The organism is Methylobacterium sp. P1-11 (assembly GCF_008329595.1).
Taxonomy (GTDB): Bacteria; Pseudomonadota; Alphaproteobacteria; order Rhizobiales; family Beijerinckiaceae; genus Methylobacterium.
The window spans coordinates 1-19,396 of sequence record NZ_NPKS01000003.1; the positions used below are offsets into that span (position 1 = coordinate 1).

18 protein-coding genes and 2 tRNA genes are annotated in these 19,396 nt (G+C 72.9%); 9 read left to right on the forward strand and 11 right to left on the reverse strand.

Annotation, left to right across the window (positions count from 1 at the left end):
• Positions 1 to 53: 53 nt before the first annotated feature.
• The 9 genes from CIW48_RS04055 to CIW48_RS04095 all read right to left on the reverse strand — a co-directional run bounded on the left by CIW48_RS04055 (position 54) and on the right by CIW48_RS04095 (position 9,500).
• Positions 54 to 128, reverse strand: a tRNA-Thr gene (locus CIW48_RS04055).
• Positions 129 to 229: 101 nt separating this feature from the next.
• On the reverse strand, positions 230 to 664 hold the full coding sequence (locus CIW48_RS04060; protein WP_091776742.1) for an NUDIX hydrolase: 435 nt from the start codon (positions 662 to 664) through the stop codon (positions 230 to 232).
• Between the two features lie 229 nt (positions 665 to 893).
• Positions 894 to 2,519, reverse strand: coding sequence for a heme biosynthesis HemY N-terminal domain-containing protein (locus CIW48_RS04065; RefSeq protein ID WP_149309331.1), 1,626 nt, complete (start codon positions 2,517 to 2,519; stop codon positions 894 to 896).
• 125 nt (positions 2,520 to 2,644) lie between these two features.
• Positions 2,645 to 4,828 carry a translation initiation factor 2 gene (locus CIW48_RS04070; protein WP_149309333.1) on the reverse strand — a complete coding sequence of 728 codons (2,184 nt, stop codon included), beginning with the start codon at positions 4,826 to 4,828 and terminating at the stop codon, positions 2,645 to 2,647.
• Between the two features lie 114 nt (positions 4,829 to 4,942).
• Positions 4,943 to 5,641: a uroporphyrinogen-III synthase gene (locus CIW48_RS04075; RefSeq protein WP_149309335.1), complete on the reverse strand. Its 699-nt coding sequence runs from the start codon at positions 5,639 to 5,641 to the stop codon at positions 4,943 to 4,945.
• Positions 5,642 to 5,644: 3 nt separating this feature from the next.
• Positions 5,645 to 6,520, reverse strand: coding sequence for an aldose 1-epimerase family protein (locus CIW48_RS04080; RefSeq protein WP_149309338.1), 876 nt, complete (start codon positions 6,518 to 6,520; stop codon positions 5,645 to 5,647).
• 76 nt (positions 6,521 to 6,596) lie between these two features.
• The gene (locus CIW48_RS04085) at positions 6,597 to 8,348 is read right to left on the reverse strand and encodes an ABC transporter ATP-binding protein (RefSeq protein ID WP_149309340.1); all 1,752 of its coding nucleotides are present in this window, start codon (positions 8,346 to 8,348) and stop codon (positions 6,597 to 6,599) included.
• A 79-nt stretch (positions 8,349 to 8,427) separates the two neighbouring features.
• A complete protein-coding gene (locus CIW48_RS04090) occupies positions 8,428 to 8,796 on the reverse strand; it encodes a hypothetical protein (RefSeq protein ID WP_246695117.1) in 369 nt (122 codons plus the stop codon).
• Positions 8,797 to 8,819: 23 nt separating this feature from the next.
• The gene (locus CIW48_RS04095) at positions 8,820 to 9,500 is read right to left on the reverse strand and encodes a DNA-binding protein (RefSeq protein ID WP_149309342.1); all 681 of its coding nucleotides are present in this window, start codon (positions 9,498 to 9,500) and stop codon (positions 8,820 to 8,822) included.
• A gap of 310 nt (positions 9,501 to 9,810) precedes the next feature.
• Here CIW48_RS04095 and CIW48_RS04100 point away from each other — a divergent pair, with 310 nt between their 5' ends.
• Positions 9,811 to 10,476 (forward strand): response regulator transcription factor, encoded by a 666-nt coding sequence (locus CIW48_RS04100; protein WP_012319040.1) that lies wholly within the window; start codon positions 9,811 to 9,813, stop codon positions 10,474 to 10,476.
• Entirely contained in the window at positions 10,476 to 11,801 is a 1,326-nt protein-coding gene (locus CIW48_RS04105; protein ID WP_149309344.1) for an ATP-binding protein, read from the forward strand. The genes CIW48_RS04100 and CIW48_RS04105 overlap by 1 nt, the downstream gene beginning before the upstream one ends.
• A gap of 10 nt (positions 11,802 to 11,811) precedes the next feature.
• On the opposite strand, the gene CIW48_RS04110 is transcribed toward CIW48_RS04105, so the two are convergent.
• The gene (locus CIW48_RS04110) at positions 11,812 to 13,203 is read right to left on the reverse strand and encodes a PLP-dependent aminotransferase family protein (protein ID WP_149309346.1); all 1,392 of its coding nucleotides are present in this window, start codon (positions 13,201 to 13,203) and stop codon (positions 11,812 to 11,814) included.
• A gap of 114 nt (positions 13,204 to 13,317) precedes the next feature.
• On the opposite strand from CIW48_RS04110, the gene CIW48_RS04115 reads away from it, so the two are divergent.
• Both CIW48_RS04115 and CIW48_RS04120 read left to right on the forward strand, forming a co-directional pair.
• Positions 13,318 to 13,641, forward strand: a complete 324-nt coding sequence (locus tag CIW48_RS04115; RefSeq protein WP_149309348.1) for a DUF1127 domain-containing protein — start codon at positions 13,318 to 13,320, stop codon at positions 13,639 to 13,641.
• A gap of 40 nt (positions 13,642 to 13,681) precedes the next feature.
• Positions 13,682 to 14,584 carry an EamA family transporter gene (locus CIW48_RS04120; protein WP_149309350.1) on the forward strand — a complete coding sequence of 301 codons (903 nt, stop codon included), beginning with the start codon at positions 13,682 to 13,684 and terminating at the stop codon, positions 14,582 to 14,584.
• A gap of 110 nt (positions 14,585 to 14,694) precedes the next feature.
• On the opposite strand, the gene CIW48_RS04125 is transcribed toward CIW48_RS04120, so the two are convergent.
• Positions 14,695 to 14,771, reverse strand: a tRNA-Asp gene (locus tag CIW48_RS04125).
• Between the two features lie 363 nt (positions 14,772 to 15,134).
• On the opposite strand from CIW48_RS04125, the gene CIW48_RS04130 reads away from it, so the two are divergent.
• The 5 genes from CIW48_RS04130 to nuoE are packed head-to-tail and all read left to right on the forward strand — an operon-like array spanning position 15,135 to position 19,390.
• A complete protein-coding gene (locus CIW48_RS04130) occupies positions 15,135 to 15,500 on the forward strand; it encodes an NADH-quinone oxidoreductase subunit A (protein WP_007560754.1) in 366 nt (121 codons plus the stop codon).
• A gap of 42 nt (positions 15,501 to 15,542) precedes the next feature.
• On the forward strand, positions 15,543 to 16,142 hold the full coding sequence (locus CIW48_RS04135) for an NADH-quinone oxidoreductase subunit B (protein WP_043353985.1): 600 nt from the start codon (positions 15,543 to 15,545) through the stop codon (positions 16,140 to 16,142).
• A 9-nt stretch (positions 16,143 to 16,151) separates the two neighbouring features.
• Complete coding sequence (locus CIW48_RS04140) at positions 16,152 to 16,799, forward strand: NADH-quinone oxidoreductase subunit C (protein WP_149309352.1); 648 nt, start codon at positions 16,152 to 16,154, stop codon at positions 16,797 to 16,799.
• Positions 16,800 to 16,815: 16 nt separating this feature from the next.
• Positions 16,816 to 18,006, forward strand: coding sequence for an NADH-quinone oxidoreductase subunit D (locus tag CIW48_RS04145; RefSeq protein ID WP_149309354.1), 1,191 nt, complete (start codon positions 16,816 to 16,818; stop codon positions 18,004 to 18,006).
• 10 nt (positions 18,007 to 18,016) lie between these two features.
• Positions 18,017 to 19,390 carry an NADH-quinone oxidoreductase subunit NuoE gene (nuoE, locus tag CIW48_RS04150; protein ID WP_149309356.1) on the forward strand — a complete coding sequence of 458 codons (1,374 nt, stop codon included), beginning with the start codon at positions 18,017 to 18,019 and terminating at the stop codon, positions 19,388 to 19,390.
• Positions 19,391 to 19,396 lie beyond the last annotated feature (6 nt).

Genomic DNA, 19,396 nt, shown 5'->3' on the forward strand with positions numbered 1-19,396 from the left:
TTCACGAGAACCCCTGAGCACTTCTTTTTCTGAGGCTAAGTCATTGAGATAAATGGTGCTGCGAGAGAGGATTGAACTCTCGACCTCTTCATTACCAATGAAGTGCTCTACCACTGAGCTACCGCAGCAGGTGACCGAGGCGCCCCGTGGAGGGCGTATCCGTCCGGCCGAGTGGGGCCATAACGGATCACCGCAGCGTTGGCAACGCCGTGTTGCGCTTCCGCGCATTTTACGTGCGCGCTGCGGCCCGGATCAGGGCGGCGAGGCCCGGCTCGGAGACTGCCTCGGCGGCCTCCGACGGCGTGAACCAGCGCAGCTCGCGCTGACGCGCCTCGGGGAAGTGCTTGAGCTGCTTGCGCACCTCCAGAGGGAACACCTTCACCTGGCACAGGACGGTGTCGAGGTTCCGGAGGCGCTTCTGATAGAGGTACAGGCCGATCGGGCGCTTGCCGACCGCACCGCGCAGGCCGGCCTCCTCGTAGGCCTCCCGCGCGGCCGCCTCGAACGGCTTGCGGCCCTTCATCGGCCACCCCTTGGGGATTACCCAGCGGCGACTCTCCCGCGAGGTCACCAGCAGGATCTTGGTCTTTCCGTCCCGTCCAGACCGGAACGGGAGGGCTCCGACCTGCCGGCGCGGCTCGCTCTCCTCGTCGAGGAGGGTCACGGCCGCACCGCGCGACGCGGGACGCCGCCACGATCCGACAGGATCAACGGCGCGTGCAGGCTCTGGGCAGGCTGGGGGATGATCGGATCCTCGGTCGGCGGCTCTCACGACAAGCTACACGGCAAGCCAGCTCATTCAACTTGCAATAGTCGAGCGCCGCGGCGTGCCCGTGACCCCGCGGCGCTCCTGTCATTCCGCGTCCGGATAGCCGGCACGCGATCCGACCCGGTCAGCCGATCCGGCGGACCGCGCGATCACCCGCACCGGACGGCGGCAGCGCCGCGGCCGCCATCCCGGCTGATACCGGGTCGGCACCGGGCGCCTTCGGGGCGCTCGCCTTCGCCGGCAGGACGGTCGGGATCGGCGCGGCCGAGGCCGGGCCGGCAGCGGTGGACGCCGCGGACGAGTTCGAGGCCGCGACAGGGGCCGAAGCGGGGGGCGACGTGGGGACCGACGGGGGAATCGACTTAGGGACCGGTCTGGACACCGGCGCCGCGGCTTTCGGGGCTGCCGACACGAGCGTCGGACCGGCAGCGTCCGCTTCCGGCTCCACCGCGGGTGCGGCGGCGAGCGTGTTCGGCGGCTCGCGCCAGACGAAGGCGTCGAGGCGCCCGGTCGCCGGCGAGACCGGTGCCCAGGTGTCGGAGGCGATGCCGTCGGCGATCCACACGCGGTCGCGTGGCGCGCGGGCGGCGCGGGCGAGCCACTCGCGGGCCTGGCCGGAGGCGGCCCCGTGCTCGGCCTCCTCGATGGCCGCCATCATCAGGCAGGCCCGGGCGGTCGGACGGTCGGCAAGCAGGGGCTTCACGGCCTCTCGGGCCCGCTTGTAGTCCCGCGCATCGAGGGCAGCCTGGCCCAGGGCGAGCCGGGATTCCGGATCCCAGACGGACAGCTTCGCCAGGACCTCGGCGCGGGCGAGGCGGTCGCGAACCGAATCGCCGGGCCGCAGGCCGAGATAGACCTTGGCGAGGTCGGGATGGGGATTGGCCTTCCAGGCCGCCTCGACGATCCGCGCGGCCTTCTTGACGTCGCCGCGGCGGGCGAGGAGGCGGCCGGCGATACAGGCCGCCGGGACGAGGTCGGGGGCGAGTTTGACCGCCTGCAGGATGCGCTCCGCGGCGAGTTCCGGCTCGCCGGCCTCGCGCTCGCCGGCAATCGCGGTGAGGAGCACCGCGCGCTGGCGTCGGGCCGCGGCCTTGTCGATCAGTCCGAGGGACGAGCGACGCTCGATCGTCTCGAGGGCGGCCGCCCAGTCGCCGTCGGCGCTCTGCGCCTCAAGCACGGCCTCGTTGGCCCAGGTGACGCTCGGGGCGAGGCGGGCAGCCTCGGTGGCGTAGGCGCGGGCGGCGGTCTCGTCCTCGCGGCGCCGGGCTTCCACGAACAGGCCGCGCAGGCCCAGGACCCGGGTCTCGGGATCGTCGACCATGCGCTGGAAGGCGCTCTCGGCCGCGTCCCGGTCGCCGGAGATCTGCGCCGCCTGCGCCTTGAGCAGCAGGGTCAGCGGCTCGGTGCCGAGGAGCCGCTCGGCGTCGCCCGCGAAGCGGCGAGCCGCCAGAGGATCGCCCGAGCCCACCGCCACCATGCCGCGGGAGAGGGCCGAGAGGCCCTTGGCCCGCCGGCGCTCGGCCGAGCCGCGGACCAGGGCCTCCGGCAGGCCGATGACACCGCGCACGATCGCCCAGAGCACGCCCAGGACAATCGCGGCCGCGATCACGCCCACGAGGGCGACCGCGAGGCTGGTGCCGATCTGGTAGCCGTTCCAGACGACGGTGACGGTGCCGGGCCTGTCGGCGATCCAGACCGCCCCGAAGGCGGCGAGTGCGAGCAGAGCCAGGAAGGCGAGGGCGCGCCACATGGGGTCAGTATCTCCTGTCGGCGGCCGGCTGGCGGCCGTCGCGGGGGGCGGGAGGAGCGGGGCGCCTGCGCGCCCGCTCGGAGATGGTGCGGCCGCGCAGCGCGCGGATCGGGGCCCTCACCGGACTAGCGCCCGGGGGCGGCTTGGGCCGGCTGGGCCGCGCCGACCGGCAGGGCCTTGAAGGCGTTGTCGAGCAGGGTGCGCACGGCCTGGTCGGCCTCGGCACGGGCCTTGAGCTTGGCGCCGAAATCCCCAGCCTGCTCCTGGGCCTCGGCCGGGAGCGCCGCAAAGGCCGCCGAGGCTGCCGTCAGGTCGCCGCGGTCGAGGGACGCCTGGACCTTGCTCTCCGGATCGCCCGAGGCCTCGGGGGCGGGCGCGTCGGCCTTGCGGATCTGCACGAGACCGTCGGCCATGCTGAGGAGCTTGGTGCGGAAATCGCCGGTCTCGGCCGCGTTCTTGGCCCGCTGCGCCTGCCGCTTGGCCGCGATCCGCTCGGAGATCGGCCGGAACGTGTCGGCGAGATCCGCCGCAGAGGGGGCGCCGCCGTCGGCGAAGGGGGCGAGGGCCTTGGCCTGCGCCTCCGTTCCCGGATCGAGCTTGCGCAGGGTCGCCAGCGGCTCGGCATAGCTCGCCCCGGATTCCAGCGCGGCCGCCACCCGGTCGGCGACGACGACCCGGAGCGCCGCCTGGACGGTGCTGGCCTCGGCGCGCTGCGCCACGCTCTTGTCCAGGGCGGCGATCTGGTCGGCCTGCTCCTGCAGCCGCCGGTCGACCGCCTTCGCGGCCTCTGCGGCCTGGGCCTGTCCGGCCTCGGCGGCGGTGCGGCTCGCCTGGGTCGCGGCCTGGACCGCCTCGGTGGCGGCCTTCACCCGCGCGTCGACGGCCTGCTGCAGCGAGTCGAGCCGCTGCCCCAGGGCCGCGTCGGATTCGGCATTCGCCTTGGTCTTCTGCTCCACCTCGCTCTGCAGCGCCGCGACCCTCCGGGCGGCCTCCTCGGCCGCGCCCTTGTTGGCGCCGCCATCCTCCAGCGCCTTCAATCGGGTCTCGAGGTCGGCGATCTGCTTGCCGTTGTCCTGGACCACGCCGAGCTTCGAATCGGCCGGCTGGTCGCGGCCGGGCTCCTGTCCGGGCTCCTCCTGGAGCGCCGCGACGCGCTGGTCGAGGCTGTCGAGCCGGGCGACGAGATCCGGCGGCACGGCCGGGGCCTGCCCCGAGGCCTGACCGGCAGCTTGCCCGTCGGCGGCGGAAGCGGGCGCCGCGCCGGACTTGTCCAGCGCCTGCTTGGCGCCCGCCTCAGCGGCGGCGACGCGTTTGTCGAGCGCCGTCACCGCGTCGCGCGGGGCCAGGCCGTCGAGACGCTTGTCGAGGGATGCGAGCTGGCTGGAGAGCCTCTGGTCCAGGGCGTTCAAGCGCGGGTCGGGGCCGATCCCGGCCTTCTCGGCGCCGAACAGCAGGCCGGCGCCGATCACGCCCCCGAGCAGCCCCGCGGCCGCGAGCGAGCCGAACCCGGCCCGGGCCTTGGGCGCGGCGGCGCTTCTGGCGGGATCGACGGCGGCCGCCGCAGGGATCGGGCCCTTCGGCGGCTCCTTGCCGTCCCTGGAGGTGTCCCTGGTGGCGTCCTTGGGAGCATCCTTGGACGGCTCCCTGCCGGCGGCCGGCGGATCTGGGATCCGCTTGGCCTTCAGGTCGATGATCGGACCGGCCGTCACCGCGCTGGCCGCCGCCGTGCCCGCGGCACCGGAAGCGGGTCCGCCCGGACGGGGACCGCCCTGCGGGCCGGTTCCGGGCTGCGCGGACTTCGGATCGATCGTGGCCCCGGACGGGCCGGACGCAGTGGTGGAGGCCGTCGAGGACGATGACGCGGACGTTCCGACCCGGGCGTCGGAGGCCGACGACGCGGCCGCGCCCGCCTTCAGGGGATCGATCTTGACGGGATCGATCTTGGCGCCCGCCGTCTGCGCGGCCGGGCCGGTCGACGGCTTCAGGCTGTCGGCCCCGGAAGCCGGCTTGCCGGCGTCGGCCTTCGGATCGATCGTGCCGGGCTTGGCGGTCACGACCGGGTCGGTTGCCGGCTTGGGCGGAGTTCCGGGCGCCGATCCCTGCGGCTCCTTCGCGCCGCCGCCGCCGGTGGAGGAGGTGGAGGCCGACGTGGAAGCCGAAGTCGCGGACGTCGAGGCGGTGGAGGCCGACGTCGCGGCCGGCCGGGACGCGCCCCCGGACGGGCTGGGCTGCCCGGGCTTGCCGGGCGCGGCGTCCGGCTTCCGGCCGCCGGGGCCGGGCTTGTCGGCGTCGCTGGGTGGTGGCGTCACGGGCAAGTCCTCCAACTCTTCGGCGTCGCCGCGCCCCCCTAGCACCGCGGCGGCGCCGGGCGCGAGGGCGAGATACGGCGGCCCGGCCTCCCTGTCACCGCACGGTTAGCCCGGTCACGGCGCCAGGGCGTCGAGCAGGTCCGCTTCGCGCGGGCGTGCTGCGACGAAATGGACCGGAACACCGGCGGCTTCCAGGGGTGCCGCGACATCCGGCGATAGGCAGTAATGCCTCAGCCGGCGGAAAGCTCCGCCGTGCTCCGAACCATCCGCGAGGGCAAGGGCGACGGCGGCGCTGCGCCGGGAATAGTGAAGGGCGGCCTCGAGGCGGTTCCCGGCGAGTTCGCGACCGACCGCCGGCGGCAAGCGCTCCAGCGGCTCGGCCCGGTAGGTCACGAAGGCGGTGACCCGGAATCCGGCTGCCGTCAGCGTCGCCGCCGGTTCCGGCTTGCGCTCGGCCCCGGTCGCGTGAAGGAGCGAATCGCCGGACGGCAGCGTCGCCGTCACCAGGGCGGCGAGGCCCGAGGCGTCGCCGGGCCCTTCCCGCACGGGACCGAGACCGGCCGCGCGGGCCAGGGCGGCCGTCCGCGCGCCGACGGCGAAGACCGGGAGGCCGCGCAAGGCCGGTACGTCCCGGATCGCCGGCACCGCGTTGGCGCTGGTGAGGAGCAGCGCGGCGAAGGGTCCCACGGGCGGCGCCGCCGCGGTCGGGCGCACCGCCAGGACGGGGGCCACGAGCGGCGCGTGGCCGCGTTCGGCCAGGACCGCCCCGGTCCGCGTCGCTCCCGGCTCGGGCCGCGCCACCCAGATCCGCAAGGGCTAGGTTTCCAGCGTCAGGCGGACGCCGTGGCGCGCGGCGGCGCCGGGGGCGAGCAGGCGCTGCGAATCGCGCGCGGCGAGGTCGCCCGCGAAGTCCGACCAGTCGGCGTAGCCGGTCCAGCACTCGAGCGACAGGAACGGCGCGGTGGGCTTGGTCCAGACCGCCAGGTGGGGGAAATCCGCCATCTCCATGCGGATCGCCCGGCCGGGTCCGGTGAAGCGCATCCAGCGGCTGCGGGCGTTCCGGAACACGAAGGCCTCGGTGAAGAGTGCTGGATCGAGGGGCAGCGTGTCCCCGGCGAGGGGGATCGGCTGCTCGTCGCGCAGCAGCAGGCCGCCCGGGCCGACCTGGGGCGCGAAGGGCCGCTCCGCCTGCTCGAAGGCCACCGCGTAGCCGCCATCCCGCGCGCGGGTGCCGCCCGCGAAGGGCCATGGGAAGGCCGGGTGAAAGCCGAGGGCGTAGGGCAGGGGGACGTCGCCGGGATTGGCGACGGTCACGTCGAGGTCGAGACCCGCCGGGCGGACCCGCGCGGCGACGTCGAGCCGGAACGCGAACGGGTAATGCGCCCGCGTCTCGGGCCCGTCGGTCAGGCGCAGGGTCACCGCGTCGGCGCTCCGGTCGACCACCGCGAAGGGCAGGTCCCGGGCGAAGCCGTGCTGGACCATCGGGTAGCGCTCGGACCCGACCGTAACGTGCCCGCCCGCCGAAGCGCCGACCACCGGGAAGAGCCAGGGCGCGTGGCGGTTCCAGTGTTCGGGGTCGCCGCTCCAGAGATACTCCGTCCGGCCGACCTGCCAGGAGACCGGCTCGGCCCCGTGGGTCGCGAGCGTCGCGGTGGTGCCGTCCGGTGCGGTCAGCTCGATGCGCGTGGTCACGGTGCTCTCCCGGTCTGCCTCGGACAGCCGAGGTAAAGGAGGCGGGGCCGGACGCAAGGGCCCCGCGCGGGGTTGCTCACGCGGCCGTGCCGAGCCCCGGGAGGACCGCCTCGGGCGGCCCGGAGGCGACGATCCGGCCGGCTTCCAGGACGTGGACCGCGTCGGCTCCCTCCAGGGTCGAGAGGCGGTGGGCGATCAGGATCAGCGTCCGCCGGCCCGAGAGGGCGCGCAGCGCCCGCATCACGGCCGCCTGCGTCTCGTCGTCGAGGGCGGAGGTCGCCTCGTCGAATACGATGACGTCCGGGTCGTGGTAGAGCGCCCGGGCGATGCCGACGCGCTGGCGCTGGCCGCCGGACAGCCGCGCCCCGCGCTCGCCGACCCGCTCCGCGTAGCCGGACGGCAGGGCCGCGACGAAGTCGTGAGCGCCGGCGAGCCGCGCCGCCCGCTCGACGGCGGCGAGGTCCGGCGTGTCGAGGCCCAGCGCGATGTTCTCCGCCACCGTGCCGTCGACAAGGAACACCTCCTGCGGGACGTAGCCGATCCGGTTCTGCCACGCGGGCAGGGTACCGGCATCGAGGGGCCGGCCGTCCACGGTGATCCGCCCGGCGGTCGGGCTCAGGACGCCGAGGATCAGTCCCGCCAGTGTCGACTTGCCCGAGCCGGTCCGCCCGGCGAGGCCGACCGTGGCGTTGACCGGGATCGTCAGGTCGATCCCGGCTAGGGCCGGACGGCCGGTGCCGTAGTCGAAGCCGAGGCCCTCGAGCCGGATCGCCCGCGCGAAGGGCAGCCGCTCCGCGGTGCGGGGCCGGGGCTCGCGCTCGTCGGCGAGCTCGTCGACGATCACCCGCACCGCCGGCAGGGTGAAGCGCATGAGCGCCACCGAGGTGAAGATGTTCTGGAAGGCCGGCAGCATACGGTAGCCCGCGAAGGCGAACAGGCCGAGCAGCGGCAGGATGCCGGCGACGTCGAGCCCCTGGGCGAGCGCGAACAGCACCACCACGATCACCCCGCCGAAGGCCAACGCCTCGATGACGAAGCGCGGCATCTGGCCGGTGAGCTGGCTCGCCGCGGTGGCGAGGGCGTAGGCCCGCGCCGGGGCGTCGAACCGCGACGCGAACGCCTCCGCGCGCCCGTAGAGCTTCAGCTCGGTGAGCGCCCCGAAGGTCTCCTGCACGATTCGGAAGCGGGCCTCGTTGTCGGCCACGGTGCGGGCGCCCAGCCGGGCCAGCCGGGCGCGCATCACGAGGTAGATCCCGACATAGAGGCCGCCGAATCCGCCCCCTAGGATCAGCGCGAGTTGCGGCGCGTAGGCCAGCAGGAAGGCGATCACCGCGAGTGCGGAGCTCGCCCGCGAGGCGAGCACCGTGGCGGGCGTCAGCGCGCCGATCACCAGCCGGTCGGTTTCGGACAGCACGTTCTTGGCGAGCTCGGCGCTGTTAGCCTTCGCGAAGAACAACCGCTCCCGGTCGAGGTAGCGGAACAGCAGCCGCCGGCTGAGGCTGTAGCCGGCCAAGTGCGTGAACCGGAGCTGCGCGTAGGTCAGCCCGGCATTCACCAGCGCGGTGACGAGGATCGCCGCGAGCGCCGCGCCGCCGGTCACCAGCAGGAAGCCGCGCTCGTCGGTCAGGCCGAGGGCGCCCCGGGCCTGGGTCAGGTAGGGGATCCGGGTCGCCGCCGACGGGTCCCCGACCAGCGTAAGGAACGGGATCACCGAGGCGACGCCCACCACTTCGAGCAGCGCCGCCGCCGCGAGGCCGAGGGCGATCAGGCCGAGGCGGCGCCGGTCGGCCGCCCGCATGGCGCGGACGAGGTCGATCAGCGCGCGCATGGCATCGCGGGTTCTGGCGGGGCTGCTCGCATGGTCGGGCCGGGCTTAAGCGCGCCATCCCGGCCTGTCCACGCCGGGCTCAGCCGAGCTTCTTGAGGGAGCCCAGGTCGACCTCGCCGTCCTGGCCGCTGAAGGTCAGGGTCTTGGCGGCCCCATCCGCCTGCGCGACGCCGCCGATCCGGTGGTCACCGCTGTCGTAGGTCGAGACCTGCCCGTCGCGATCGACGAGGAGGCGGCGCTTGTCCGGAAAAAACGCGTACTTCATCCCGTTCTGCGCGCCGCTGGTCGCGGGCTCGCCGAGATCCTTCGGCCACCAGGGCTCCGCGCCCTTCATCGGCTCCATGGGTTCCATCGGCTTCATGGGTTCCATCGGCTTCATCGGCTCCACGGCGCGCATCTCCTGTCCGGCGAGAGACAGGAGGACGCGGCAGGCGCGGAAGGGTTGCACGCCCCCTCCCGCCCAGGCCGGGCTCACAGGGGCGGCAGCCCCGGCGCCGGGCGCTCCCGCACCTGACCGTCGAAGCCGACATGGAGCTGGTGCTCGCGGCCGTCCCGGTCCTTCGCGGCCACCTCGAAGTGGCGCGGCCCGCGGCCCATCACCCGCACGTCGCCGTAGCCCGCCGCCTGGACCGAGGCGGTCAGGGTGGCCATGTCGGGCTTCGGCCCGAGACCGAGCCGGTCCTTGGCCCAGTCCAGGCTGCCGGTCGGAGGGCCGCCGGCCGGCCCGAGCAGCAGCGTGCGCCCGTCCCCTTGGGTCAGGACCCGGGCGTGCAGAAAACCGGTCTCGAAGCGGCCCTGCACCGTCACGGTCTCGCCCTTGGCGACGAGGCCGCCGCTCTCGCCCTCGCGGCCTGTCTCGACGAGGGCCCGCCCGGTCCCGTCCTGCACCACGAACTTGTTGCCGAAGATCTCCGCGACCTGGCCCTTGATGGCGGTCGCGCCCGAGGGGGCCAGAGCCTCGATCGCCACCGGCGCGACCGGCGTCGGCTGGAACGGCGTGCCCTGCGCCAGGGACAGGCCGACGGCGCCCAGGGCCAGCGGCAGCGCCACCGCGCCGACCACCCAGGTCCGTCGCGGGACCGCCTTCGCCGCCGGCCTGGCGGCCTCGCGGACCTCCCGCGCGGTCCCGTCGATGGTCTTGTCGTCGCTCATGATCTCAATCCTCTGAAGGGTCCGGATCCGCTCGATCCGATGCCTCTTCCTAGGGAGCCGCCGGCAATCCGGCCTGAACCGCGCGGTTCAGGCCCGGTTAAACGCGCCGCCCTAGAGCGCTCCGTGTGGAACCCGTGCGGGTTCAGAGGCTTGGCAGCGGGCGCTGATGCCGGCCGGCAGGTCGGCGCCCGCGCGGCCGTCCCGGCGGCCCAGGTGAGGACACGGCCCTAAGTCCCGGCGGCGGCAGGGTTCGCGGCCGCCGCAGCGGGTGAAACCGGCCGTCGCGGGCCCGGACGGGGAGGTGAGACCGGTGAAGATCCTGCTGGTGGAGGACGACGCGGCCCTCGCGGCGGAGGTCGCTAAGGTCCTGCGCGCCGAGAACTTCGTGCTCGACCATGCCGCCACCGGCGAGGACGCTCAGCATCTCGGCGAGACCGAGGGCTACGACGCCGTCGTGCTCGATCTCGGCCTGCCGAAGGGCGACGGGGTCTCGGTGCTGCGGGCCTGGCGCGCGGCGGGCCGGACCCTGCCGGTGCTGGTGCTCACCGCCCGGGACGGCTGGAGTGACAAGGTCGCGGCCTTCAAGGCGGGGGCGGACGACTATCTCGTGAAGCCGGTCCGCGTGGAGGAGCTGGTGATCCGCCTGCGCGCCCTCGTGCGCCGGTCCCAGGGCGGGGGAGCGAGCCGGATCACCTGCGGCCCCTTGAGCTTCGATCCGGGGCTCGGCGCCTTCGAGCACGAGGGCCTGCCGCTGAAGCTCACCGGCCTGGAATGGCGGGTCCTGTCCTGCCTGATGCTGAACCGCGAGACCGTGGTGCCGCGCCCGCACCTGATCGAGCGGGTCTACGAGGGCGACGCCGACGTCGATTCGAACTCCGTCGAGGTGATCATCACGCGCCTGCGCCGGAAGATCGCTCCGGCGCGGATCGAGAGCGTGCGCGGCCACGGCTACCGCCTGCACGCGGAGCCCGCCTGATGGCGGCGACGGCGCCGCTGCGCTCGCTCCGCGCCCGGCTGCTCGCGGCGGCCCTGGTGATGGTGCTGGCGGCCCTGGTGGTGGCGGGCCTCGCCATCGGGGTGATCCTGCACCGTTTCGTGCGCGGGCAGCTCGACGGCCGGCTCGACGCGCAGGTCGTCGCGCTGCGGGCCGGGCTCGAGGCCGGCATCCTCCCGCAGGGTCTCAACGCCCCGCCCTTCGACCGGCCCGGCCCCGGCTGGGCCTGGGAGGTGCGCCACGGCGCCGAGACGATCCGCTCCGGCTCCCTGCGCGGCGGGGACATTCGCCTGTCCGATCCGGGACCGGACGACGAGCCCGGCCGACCCCACCCGGCCTCGGGCACGGGGCCGCGCGGCGAGCCCCTCGTCGCCCGCGTGCTGGTCGTTCCCGGGCCCGAGCCGGCGACGATCGTGGTGGCCGCGCCCGAGGGGGAGCTGCGCGGGCCGCTGCGCGAGGCGCTGACCAGCCTCGCCCTGGCGCTCGGCATCCTCGGCCTGTGCCTGCTCGCCGGGCTGGCCTTCCAAGTGCGCCTGGGCCTGGCGCCGCTGACGCGCCTGCGCGCGGACCTCGCGTCGGTCCGGGCGGGGCGGCGCGAGCGCGTGCCGGCGGACCAGCCCGCCGAGATCGCGCCGGTGGTAGCGGAACTCAACGCGCTCCTCGACCAGAACGCGCAGAATCTGGAACGCGCCCGCGGCCACGTCGCCAACCTCGCCCACGCCCTCAAGACGCCGCTCGCCACCCTGTCAATGGCGCTCGCCGAGCCCGCCCGCGACCCGGACGGCGCGCTGCGCCGGCAGGTGGACGACATGGACCGGCGGGTGCGGCACCACCTCCGGCGCGCCCGGGCTGCGGCCCTGGCGGACTCGGCCCGGGGGCGCACGCCCCTGGCGCCGCAGCTGGCGGACCTGCGCGCCGCGCTGACCCGGATCCACGCCGAGAAGGGCGCGGTGATCGACCTCGAGGTCCCGAAGGCCCTGTCGGTCTCCTGCCAGGGCCAGGATCTCGACGAGATGCTCGGCAACCTCGTGGACAATGCCTGCCGCTGGTGCCGGAGCCGAGTGCGGGTCACCGCAACGGCGCGCGACGGCGACGTGTCCGTCTCGGTGGAGGATGACGGGCCCGGGCTCGACCCAGCGGCGGCCTCGGCCGTCATGGCCCGGGGCCGCCGCCTCGACGAGGGGGTGCCGGGCCACGGCTTCGGGCTGCCGATCACCCTGGAACTCGCCGAGCTGTACGGCGGCGGCCTGAGCCTCGGGCGGTCGGATCTCGGCGGCCTGCGGGTGGACTTGGTTCTCCCGGCCTGACCGGGATCCGTCAGCCCAGCGCCTCCCGCAGGATCGGCCGGATCCGCGGATCGGCGCAGTGGGCGACGTTGAAGCGCATGTAGCCGTTCCACGTATCCGACAGGCTGAACGAGGTGCCCGGCGCCAGCACCATGCCGCGGGCCAGCGCCCGGCGGGCCACATCGGCCCCGTCGCGCCCGTCCGGCAGCCGCATCCACAGGAAGAAGCCACCCCGCGGCTGCGCCCAGGTCTCCAGGCCGCAGGCGCGCAACTCCGCGGAGGCCTGCACCATCGCGCCGGCGAGCCGGCGGCGGGTCTCGGCGAGGTGCCGCCGGTACGCGCCCTCGGTGATCAGGGCGTGCACCAGCGCGGCCGTGATGTGGCCGTTGCCGAGGCTGAGGGCGAGCTTGAGATCGACCAGGGGCTCGACCCAGTCGGCCCGGAGCGCGATCCAGCCGCAGCGCGCGGCCGCCGACAGGGTCTTGGAGAAGCTGCCGATCTGGATCACTCGCTCCAGCCCGTCGAAGCCGGCGAGCCGCGGGGCCGCCTCGGGCTCGAGGTCGCCGAAGATCTCGTCCTCGACGATGAGCGTGTCGTGCGCCTCGCACAGCTTCAGCAGGCGATGCGCCACGGTCGGCGCGAGGCTCGCCCCGGTCGGGTTCTGGAGGGCCGCGTTGGTCAGGTAGAAGCGCGGCCGGTGTTGCTCCAGCAGGGTCGCGAGCGCCCGCAGGTCCGGCCCCTCCGGCGTGATTGGCACGCCGACCACCGCGACGCGCTGCGCCCGCAGCAGCGCGAGGAAGTTGAAGTAGCAGGGATCGTCCACCAGCACGGTGTCGCCCGGCTGGAGCAGGAAGCGGCAGACGAGGTCCAGCGCCTGCGTGGCCGATTCGACCAGCACGATCTGGTCGGGCTCGGCGCCGACGCCCTTCTCGCCGACCTTGCGGGCGATCTGGTGGCGCAGGGGCTCGTAGCCGAGCGGCCGGTCGTAATTGGTCATCTCGGCGAGGTCGGCGCGGGCCACCCGGCGCAGGCCCCGGCGGATGGCCTCGTGGGGCATCCAGGAATCGGGCAGCCAGCCGGCGCCGGGCTTCAGCTGGTCGGAGCCGGCCTGCTGCGCCTGCCGGGTGATCCAGAGCGGGTCGACGATCCGGTCGAGCCGCGGCCCCATCGCCTGGAGCGAGAGGGGCCGGGTCTTACCGGCGACGTAGAAGCCCGAGCCCGGCCGCGGCACCACCGCGCCCTCGGCGGCGAGGCGCTCGTAGGCCTCGACGACGGTGGATTTCGAGACGCCCATCGTCTCCGCGAAGGCGCGCACCGACGGGATCCGCACGCCCGGAACCAGCCGCCTCGCCGCGATCCGTTCCCGGATCTCGCCGACCACGGCCTCGACGCGCGTCCCCGGACTTCTGACTGCGACCGCCATCCGTACTGCTCTTCCGTGCGGACAATTCTTCCGAACCGTACCGAAGTGTTCCTGTCGCCGCCAGCCCCGGGCCGCCAGGATCGCGACGCCCCGGAACGATGGAGGAGGGGACCCATGACCCAGTGCCTGACCGAAACCGCCGCCCTCGAAGCCCGGATCGAATCCCGGATCAGACCGCGGAGCGGATGGCTCGCCCGGACGGCCGGGCCCGTGCTGGCCGTCGCTGCGGAAGTGCGCGCGGGCCTGTCGCGGGCGGCGATGAACCGGCGCGTGCTCCAGCGCCTGTCGACCCTGTCCGACCGCGAATTGAAGGATATCGGGCTGACGCCCCAGGACGTGGCGGATGCCTGCGTGCCGGGAACGGGCGACGCGATCCACCTGCTGGTGGGCCGGCGCGACGAGCGACGCCACGCCCGGGCGGCCGTGCGACCTTGGTGACGCGGTGGTGACGCGACGGCGTGCGGCGTAGGATGCGGCCATGACGCTGCGCGACGGGCTCGCCGCAATCCTGGTGGTCACGATCCTCGGGCTGGCCTTCGTGGCCATCAAGGTCGGCCTGGAGACGGTGCCGCCGCTGATGCTGTGTGCCCTGCGCTTCGGCTTCGCGGCCCTGCCGGCGGCGCTGGTGATCCGACCGCCCCGGGCCCCCGCCGCCCTGGTGGCGGGGTTCGGCCTCGCCCTCGGGGTCGGCCAGTTCGGGCTGCTCATGACGGCCATCCGCTTCGGGATGCCGGCCGGGCTGTCGTCGCTGCTGATCCAGGTCCAGGTGCCCTTCACCGTGGCGCTTGCCTGGGCCGTGCAGAAGGAGCGCCCGCGCGGCCTTCAGGTGCTGGGGGGCGGGATTGCGCTGCTCGGCGTCGCCGCGGTCGCGCTCGGACGAAGTGGAGGCGCGCCTCTGGGCCCGCTGCTGCTGGTGGTCGGGGCGGCACTGGCCTGGGCCTGTGCGAACGTCATCGTGAAGCGGATCGGCCGGGTCGACAGGCTGGCTCTGATGGTCTGGGGCAGCCTCGCCACCACGCCGCCGCTCCTGATCCTGTCGCTGATCATCGAGGGTCCGAGTGCCCTGGCGGCGTTGGCGCATCCAAGCTGGGGGGCGATCGGCTCGGTCGCCTTCCAGGCCTACCCGACGACGCTCCTCGCCTTCGGCCTCTGGAACGGGCTCCTGACCCGCTACCCTGCGGCCGCCGTGACACCCTTCGCCCTGCTGGTGCCGGTGGCCGGCATCCTGAGCACGCATCTCGTCCTGGGCGAGCCTCTGAGCGCCGACATCCTGGCCGGTGGCTGTCTGATCCTGGCGGGGATCGCGCTGAGTCTCCGCGGCACGCGGCCGGGCGCTGTCCCTGCGATGAAGCCTGAACCGGAAGCGCCGAAGACAGCCTGACCGCCGGCCGCACATCTCGCTCCGACGCGGGATCGTGCCGCCCGGAACGCGCGGGCTCTCACCGGCACAGAGCCGGTCGTGATGGATTTCGATGGAAAAATCGGGGAACGTGGCGCGGGCGACGGGGCTCGAACCCGCGACCTCCGGCGTGACAGGCCGGCACTCTAACCAACTGAGCTACGCCCGCACGGCGTGGTCGCCTCGGAGGGGGCGTTTCGCCCGGCGACGGGGCGGGGTTTATGGGGCGCTTCAGGGCCTGTCAAGCGCATCCGGCGCGGATTCGCGTCCACCTCGACCCAGGGGCACGACGTGGCACCCCGACTCGAGACCTGCGCGCTTCCGTCGTGTTGTGCTCGTGCCGCACAATCCCATCTCGGACAGGACTGACAGGACAGCTGACAGCGCGCTTTGTGCGACGCGACAAGCCATTGTCACGGGCCGGCGGCTCGACTAAGCCTCCGGCCGCGCGCATCCTGGCATAAGAACAATTCCACGGGCGGATCCGGGTCGGCGTCGCACCGCGGTTTCACTCGTCTCGCGAGGCCCTGGCATGACCGGATTGTTGGCGGATTACCTGCCGCTCATCGTGTTCATCGGCGTGGCGCTGTTCATCGCCACGGCGCTGCTGGTCGTTCCGTTCCTGGTGGCCTTCAAGAGCCCCGATCCCGAGAAGCTCTCCGCGTACGAATGCGGTTTCAACGCGTTCGACGATGCCCGCATGAAGTTCGACGTGCGCTTCTACCTCGTTGCCATCCTGTTCATCATCTTCGACCTCGAGGTCGCGTTCCTCTTCCCCTGGGCGATCACCTTCGGGGATCTGGGCTGGTTCGGCTTCTGGTCGATGATCGTCTTCCTGGGCGTGCTGACCGTCGGTTTCGTCTACGAGTGGCGCAAGGGCGCCCTCGAATGGGATTGATGTCCCGCCGCTCGCCGCCCGCACAGAATTCTTGAGTCGCCGATGGCCCTGATCACCGACACGAACCGCGCCCTCTCCCGCGCCCCCGCGATCGCGCCGCAGCCGAAGGGGATCATCGATCCCAACACCGGCCGCCCGATCGGCGCGGACGACCCGACCTTCCTGTCGATCAGCGACGAGCTGGCCGACCGGGGCTTTTTGCTCACCACCACGGACGAGCTGATCAACTGGGCCCGCACGGGCTCGCTGATGTGGATGACCTTCGGTCTCGCCTGCTGCGCGGTCGAGATGATGCAGATGTCGATGCCGCGCTACGATTGCGAGCGATTCGGCTTCGCGCCCCGCGGCTCGCCCCGCCAGTCCGACGTGATGATCGTCGCCGGCACGCTGACCAACAAGATGGCCCCGGCGCTGCGCAAGGTCTACGACCAGATGCCGGAGCCGCGCTACGTGATCTCGATGGGCTCCTGTGCCAACGGCGGCGGCTACTACCACTATTCCTACTCGGTGGTGCGCGGCTGCGACCGGGTCGTGCCGGTGGACATCTACGTGCCCGGATGCCCGCCCACCGCCGAGGCGCTGCTCTACGGCGTGCTGCTGCTGCAGAAGAAGATCCGCCGGACCGGCACGATCGAGCGCTGAGGAGCGGCCATGACGAACGGCATCTCGATCCTGCCCCACACCCAGCCGGTCTACGGCGACGACGCCGTGGCCGCCCTGGCGGAGCGCGTCATCGGCGCCCTCGGCCCGGCGGTGGTGTCGCACGCCATCGCGTTCGGCGAGCTGACTTTGGTGGTCCAGGCCTCCGACATCGTCTACGCGCTGACATACCTGCGCGACGATCCGGCCTGCGCGTTCCGCAATTTCATCGACATCTGCGGTGTGGACTATCCGCAGCGCGAGAAGCGCTTCGACGTGGTCTACCACCTGCTCTCCCTGCGCCATAACCTGCGCATCCGGGTGAAGGTGCAGACCGACGAGGTGACGCCGGTCCCCTCGGTGATCGAGGTCTTCCCGGCGGCCAACTGGTACGAGCGCGAGACCTACGACCTCTACGGGATCCTGTTCTCGGGCCATCCCGACCTGCGCCGCCTGCTCACCGATTACGGCTTCGAGGGGCACCCCCTGCGCAAGGACTTCCCGCTCACCGGCTTCGTCGAGGTCCGCTACGACCAGGACCAGGCGCGGGTGGTCTACGAGCCGGTGCAGCTGACACAGGAATTCCGGAACTTCGACTTCTTGTCGCCGTGGGAAGGCACCGATTACGTGCTGCCCGGCGACGAGAAGACGTCGGCATGAGCCGCGGAGACCGTCCGTGACCGAACACAACATCCGCAACTTCGCGATCAATTTCGGCCCGCAGCACCCGGCGGCGCACGGCGTGCTCCGGCTCGTGCTGGAACTCGACGGCGAGGTGGTCGAGCGGGTCGATCCGCATATCGGGCTCCTCCACCGCGGCACCGAGAAGCTGATCGAGTACAAGACCTACCTGCAGGCGACGCCCTATTTCGACCGGCTCGACTACGTGTCGCCGATGAACCAGGAGCACGCCTTCTGCCTGGCGATCGAAAAGCTCGCCGGGATCGAGGTGCCACGCCGCGCGCAGCTGATCCGCGTGCTGTTCTGCGAGATCGGCCGCCTGCTGTCGCACCTGCTCAACGTCACCACGCAGGCGATGGACGTCGGCGCCCTCACACCCCCGCTCTGGGGCTTCGAGGAGCGCGAGAAGCTGATGATCTTCTACGAGCGGGCCTCCGGCGCCCGGCTCCACGCCAACTACTTCCGGCCCGGCGGCGTCCACCAGGACCTGCCGCCGAAGCTGATCGACGACATCGACGCGTTCTGCGACCCGTTCCTGCAGGTCGTCCAGGATCTCGACGACCTCGTCATGGCCAACCGCATCTTCAAGCAGCGCAACGTCGACATCGGCATCGTGTCGGTGGACGAGGCGATGGAGTGGGGCTTCTCGGGGGTGATGGTGCGCGGCTCGGGCATCCCGTGGGATCTGCGTAAGGCGCAGCCCTACGAGTGCTACGAGGAGATGGAGTTCGACATTCCCGTGGGGAAGAACGGCGACACCTACGATCGCCAGGTGATCCGCATGGAGGAGATGCGCCAGTCGGTGCGCATCATGAAGCAGTGCGTCGCCAAGCTGCGCGAGCCCGCCGGCCAGGGGCCGATCGCGGCGCTCGACGGCAAGTTCGCGCCGCCGCCGCGCCGGGCGATGAAGCGCTCGATGGAGGCGCTCATCCACCACTTCAAGCTCTACACCGAGGGCTTCCACGTGCCCGAGGGCGAGGTCTACGCGGCTGTCGAGGCACCGAAGGGCGAGTTCGGCGTGTATCTGGTGTCTGACGGGACCAACAAACCGTATCGCTGCAAGATCCGAGCGCCGGGCTTCGCGCATCTGCAGGCGATGGACTGGATGTGCCGCGGGCACCTCTTAGCCGACGTGTCCTGCGTGCTCGGCACGCTCGACATCGTGTTCGGCGAAGTGGATCGGTAAGACAGAAGCGATGGCAAACCGCAGACTCGCCCCCGCCTCGGAGCAGCCCGAGAGCTTCGCGTTCTCGCCCGAGAACGCTGAGTGGGCCAAGACCCAGATCGCGAAGTACCCGGAAGGCCGTCAGGCTTCCGCGGTGATCTCGCTCCTGTGGCGGGCGCAAGAGCAGAACGGCGGCTGGCTGCCGCGGGCGGCCATCGAGGCCGTGGCGGCCGAGCTCGGCATGCCGAACATCCGCGTGCTGGAGGTGGCGACCTTCTACACCATGTTCGCCCTGGAGCCGGTGGGGTGCTTCTGGATCCAGGTCTGCGGCACGGTGCCGTGCGATTCCTGCGGCGCGCGGGGCCTCAAGGAGATGCTCCACGCGCGGCTCGGTCCGGCCGGCCACGTCTCGGCCGACGGCAACTTCTCCTGGCTGGAGGTCGAGTGCCTCGGCGCCTGCTGCAACGCGCCGATGGTGCAGATCAACCAGGACTACTACGAGGACCTGACGCCCGAATCGCTCGGCACGCTGATGGACGACCTCGCGGCCGGCCGGCCCGTGAAGATCGGCTCCCAGACGGGCCGCGTCTCGTCCGAACCCCTCGGCGGCGCGGACACGCTCACGGACCCGACGCTCTACGACGGCTCCCGCGTCGGCGCGTGGCGCAAGCGCTTCGAGGAGGCCGGCAAGGCCGAGCAGCCGGGCACCGCTCCCGTCGCGAAGACCGGCGAGGCCGCCTCCGGCACCCAGCAGGCCGCCGAGAACCCGAAGCCGGCCCGGCCCGATGCCGGCCGTCCGGTCGAGCGCTCCGTGAGCGACGCCCCGGCCCAGCGGGCCGCCAACGGTGAGACGCCGGTCAAGCCCGAGGATCGCGCCGACGCGGCCGAGCGCAGCCGCTCCACCGCCAAGCACGGCGCCGCCCGCCAGGGCGACGCGGACGTGCTCGACTCACCGGCCAAGCGCGTTGCCGAGGGCGAGCCCGCCGCCGGTGAGCAGGGTCACCAGGAGGCGCCCGCCCGCGACGCCGTCCCGCAGCAGCCGGAGGCCTCCGGCGCCAGCGAGCGCGAGGTCGCGGCCGAGGCCGAGGAGGCCCGCGTCGCCGGCGCCCTCGCGGCCCTGCCGAAGGATGCCACGCCGGAGCAGAAGGCCGATGCGGTCGGCAAGCGCCCGCCGCGACTCGACGCGGCCCGGGCCGGCCAGCCGGACGACCTCACCCGCATCAAGGGCATCGGACCGGGCAACAGCCAGCGCCTGAACGGACTCGGCATCTACCATTTCGACCAGATCGCTGCCTGGACCCGCGACGAAATCACCTGGGTCGGCACCTACCTCGCGTTCCCGGGCCGCATCGACCGGGAGGATTGGGTGGGGCAGGCCAAGGCCCTGTCGGCGCCGGCTCAGTGAGGACCT